At 61.2% G+C, this 3,464-nt stretch carries 6 protein-coding genes; 5 read left to right on the top strand and 1 reads right to left on the bottom strand.

Going from position 1 to position 3,464, the window contains the following annotated elements; translation table 11 throughout:
• Positions 1 to 63 precede the first annotated feature (63 nt).
• Both MAXJ12_RS39495 and MAXJ12_RS39490 read left to right on the top strand, forming a co-directional pair.
• Positions 64 to 249 carry a DUF411 domain-containing protein gene (locus MAXJ12_RS39495; RefSeq protein WP_008840569.1) on the top strand — a complete coding sequence of 62 codons (186 nt, stop codon included), beginning with the start codon at positions 64 to 66 and terminating at the stop codon, positions 247 to 249.
• Positions 250 to 501, top strand: a complete 252-nt coding sequence (locus MAXJ12_RS39490) for a DUF411 domain-containing protein (protein WP_008840568.1) — start codon at positions 250 to 252, stop codon at positions 499 to 501.
• 45 nt (positions 502 to 546) lie between these two features.
• Here the strand turns inward: MAXJ12_RS39490 and MAXJ12_RS32910 are convergent, their stop codons facing one another.
• On the bottom strand, positions 547 to 1,833 hold the full coding sequence (locus MAXJ12_RS32910) for an ATP-grasp domain-containing protein (protein ID WP_008840567.1): 1,287 nt from the start codon (positions 1,831 to 1,833) through the stop codon (positions 547 to 549).
• 259 nt (positions 1,834 to 2,092) lie between these two features.
• Here MAXJ12_RS32910 and MAXJ12_RS32905 point away from each other — a divergent pair, with 259 nt between their 5' ends.
• From MAXJ12_RS32905 to MAXJ12_RS32895, 3 genes are all read left to right on the top strand, one after another.
• Positions 2,093 to 2,503: a hypothetical protein gene (locus tag MAXJ12_RS32905; protein ID WP_139044177.1), complete on the top strand. Its 411-nt coding sequence runs from the start codon at positions 2,093 to 2,095 to the stop codon at positions 2,501 to 2,503.
• A 166-nt stretch (positions 2,504 to 2,669) separates the two neighbouring features.
• The gene (gene copM, locus MAXJ12_RS32900; protein ID WP_008840565.1) at positions 2,670 to 3,191 is read left to right on the top strand and encodes a CopM family metallochaperone; all 522 of its coding nucleotides are present in this window, start codon (positions 2,670 to 2,672) and stop codon (positions 3,189 to 3,191) included.
• 13 nt (positions 3,192 to 3,204) lie between these two features.
• A partial coding sequence (locus MAXJ12_RS32895) for a DUF5676 family membrane protein (protein WP_008840564.1) occupies positions 3,205 to 3,464 on the top strand: 260 nt, incomplete at its 3' end.

Below are 3,464 nucleotides of genomic sequence, written 5' to 3'. Positions count from 1 at the left end.
CGAGGCAGATAAACCCGCCGCCGAGCACGGTGCTGAGAGCCACTGGGCGGAGGAGAGGCTCCCATGAATGCAAGAACAATCTTTTTGTCGGCCGCTGTTAGCGTGCTTTCCGCGACGGCGGCAGCTGCCCAGACCGTGCAGGTCTTCAAGGATGCCGGATGCGGTTGCTGCGGCGGCTGGATCGCGTACATGCAGCAGAACGGATTCTCCGTGAACTTGGCGAACGTGGAGCCCAACCGCATGCAGTAAGTGAAGTCCCGTGCGGGAATCTCGCCCGACATCGCCTCCTGCCACACCGCGTTCGTCGAGGGCTACTTCGTCGAGGGCCATGTCCCGATGGAAGACGTGAAAAGGCTGCTTTCGCAACGGCCCGATGCGGTGGGGCTCGCCGCTCCGGGGATGCCGCTGGGCTCTCCAGGAATGGAGGGATCAGGCGCGCAGCGCTATCAGGTGCTGCTGGTCCGCAAAGGCGGCACCACCGAGGTGTTCGCCGTCCACTAATCTAGAGAACATCGGTGACCGTCGGTGATCGACGAATCCGACGTGCTATATCACCAGCACGGGAGCAAAACCGCCGCCCGGCGTCCTGAAATTCGTGGTCTGGCCCTGATAGAGCCGCGCGGCTGCCAGCAGCACCCGGCCATCGTAGGTGTATAGCCTTACGTCCATTTTGCGCGGTGCGGGTGCGCCATCGATCTCGATCATGCGCTGCCCGGGTGCGGCGAAGGCCTGGGCTACGAAGCCGCCCCGGGCAATCTCGGTCCATACCCCTTTCGTTACCTTGTCGCCGCGGTAGACCGCCTTGCTGCCATGGCCGGAGAGCGGCTTGAAGAACATGTCTTTGCGAGATTGCCAGAGCGTGTCCGCATTGTCGGGCGTGACCAGAACGGTCCGTGGAACACCCGCAAGCGGCAAGCGAATACCTCCAGAAAAGCCGAAGGCTTCCAGCGCGACCGGATCGGACAGCAGCGTCAGATTGCGCTTGGCCGCAAGAAGCGCATGGTTGTGCGGATTGGGCGTGACCACCACAGCGCCGTCACAATACGCCGCTCTGAGCACTGCATGCTCCGGGCGATCCAGCGCGAAATCGACCAGGCGATTATACACGAGGTCGATCTCCTGGCCGGCGAGCCGGAGCCTGCCGCCTTCATAGTGCAGCTCGCTCGCGTCGCCAATCTCAGCATCGATGCCGTGCTTCAGCAACAACTGCCGGGCAAGTATAAATTCCGGATAGAGATACTGCTCCTCGGGCTGGTCATCAATGATCGCGATTCCTCGCGGCGCCCCGGCGCCGCGCTGGCGCCGCCATTCGCTCTTAAACATCGCGACGACGCTGGTTTCGAAATCTTCGTCTCTGGTGCCGATCAGACCTTGCTCGACTTCCGCGCAGCAGGCCGTCTGGGCTTTGGCCAGCAAGGCATTGAGGAACGCCCCGCCAGCGTTGGTGTTCACTTCGATCAGCTTGGGGCCGTCGTCACCGAGGTGAAAATCGTAACCCATCAGCGCGCCGGCCGGGCCGAAATCCTGCTGCGCGATTTCGGGGGCCCAAGAGAGGACTGCGTTGCGGTAGGCCGGCAATTTCGTCGCCGCCTCGATGGCATCGACGATCCCGCGCATCTCTTCGATGACGGATTTGGAGAGGAACACTGGGACATTGGAAAACAGATGCGGCCGGGAGTTGTTGAAAGCCTCGTAGAAGCCCGCATCTCCGGCCTCGTGATCCAACGCCGACCGCAGCGCTGCGCGGTCGAGCGTAATGCAGAAGCAATTCCGGTTGAGCCGCTCTGTCGCGGAACGGCCGACCTCTGCCAGAGCGGGATCCTTGACGTTCATGTACTGTCCTTGCCTTTTGTTGGCCGCGTTCCTAGAGGAGGTGGCAGCTTGCAGCATCGACCAGATTGCTGTCGAGACTGCGCGCATCCAGCCGCATGAAACTCGTGATCCATTTTTTTAGGGCTTCCACGACATCAGACCGACAAGCGAGACGTCCCATCAGCGTCTAAAGGATTGCCTAGCCACGTACGGCGCTCAATTTATTCTGACTTTGATTTGCATCAAAGCTGTGATCGTGATTGGCTCTAGACTTCAAGAAATGAAGCTCATGCTGAACCACTTCCGCGTCCTGTTCGTCGCGATCATCCTGATCGCCGGCAGCGCGATGGTGAGCAGTGCACCGGTTCTTGCCGGGGAAGCCTGGGGTATCGCTGTCGAATTCGACGTTGCCGATGACAGCACGGCTTTTCTCGCCAACGGTTCAGACTCAGTGACAAGGCGCATTGCGGCAACAGGCCAGGACAGCCACCACAACGGTTGTTGTCAGGACTGCAGCACGAATTGCATGTCCTCAACCGGATCGGGTTGTTGCGGAGCCGCCGTTCCCTTGACAAGTGGGTGCGAGACTCTCGATCGAGCCTCAATCGCCGCATACGGCTTGGATGCCGGGTTCCTGGGAACAGGCATCAATCCCGAGGCTCTGCTGCAACCTCCCCGTTTCGTCGCCTGACACCGCGATCCCACGCCCTCGCGGGTACCTGAGGCTGTTCACCTGCAGCGCTCATCGACCCGCTGTCCCGCGAGCAATCCCGAAATCCAACTGTACCGGAGATCCTGGCTGCCCTTCGCACCCAGAGTTCGCCCGTCCGGTCACTTCAACGACAAGGAAAACAGCCATGAAAGCTTACCTCCGATCGACGACTCTTACCGCATTCGTAGTCGCGTCCGGCGCGGCGTTCGCTCAGACGGATGAGCACCACCCAGACGCCGACGCGCCCCAAGCTCCACTGGCGGCGCCGGCCCCGGAACCGACCCCGCCCAGCATGCCGGAACAATGCACGGCGATGATGTCGATGATGCAGACAATGATGCCGATGATGCAGGGCGGCATGATGCAAGGCGGCATGATGCAGGGTATGCCGATGGACACCGCCAACATGTCCGATGCCACCAAGGCATATACGGAGGCCATGAAGAAAATGGACGGCCCGATGATGCAGGGCGTCCAGGCCGCCGACCCCGATGTCGCCTTCGTCCAGGCCATGATCCCCCACCATCAGGGCGCGATCGACATGGCCCGCGCCGTTCTGCAGTTCGGCAAGGATGACGAGGTCAAGGCCTGGGCCAATCAGATCATCACGGCCCAGGAATCCGAAATCGCCAAAATGCAGGAATGGCTCAAGCAGCACGCCAAATAGATGGAGAAGCCCAATGAACAGACTCAGCACTCTGTCGGCCGGCATCGCGCTAGGCGCAACGCTCGCTCTTCTGAGCATGCTGTGTGCTCTGACTTTTGCGCTCTGGCCGGACGCGACACTCGACTTCGCCGGCGCTTTCACGCACGGGCTCGACCTCGGCACGATTAAATCCGCCACGCCGATCAGCCCCGGTCGGGCACTCTACGGAATTGTCGGCCTTGGTGTCGTCGGCCTCGTCACGGGTGTCGTCTACGCCTCGATCTACAATGTCGT

Origin of the sequence: Mesorhizobium alhagi CCNWXJ12-2 (assembly GCF_000236565.1) — a bacterium.
Taxonomy (GTDB): domain Bacteria; phylum Pseudomonadota; class Alphaproteobacteria; order Rhizobiales; family Rhizobiaceae; genus Allomesorhizobium; species Allomesorhizobium alhagi.
The sequence above is the reverse complement of the archived record's forward strand: the minus strand, read 5'-3'. Positions and strand labels throughout refer to the sequence as shown.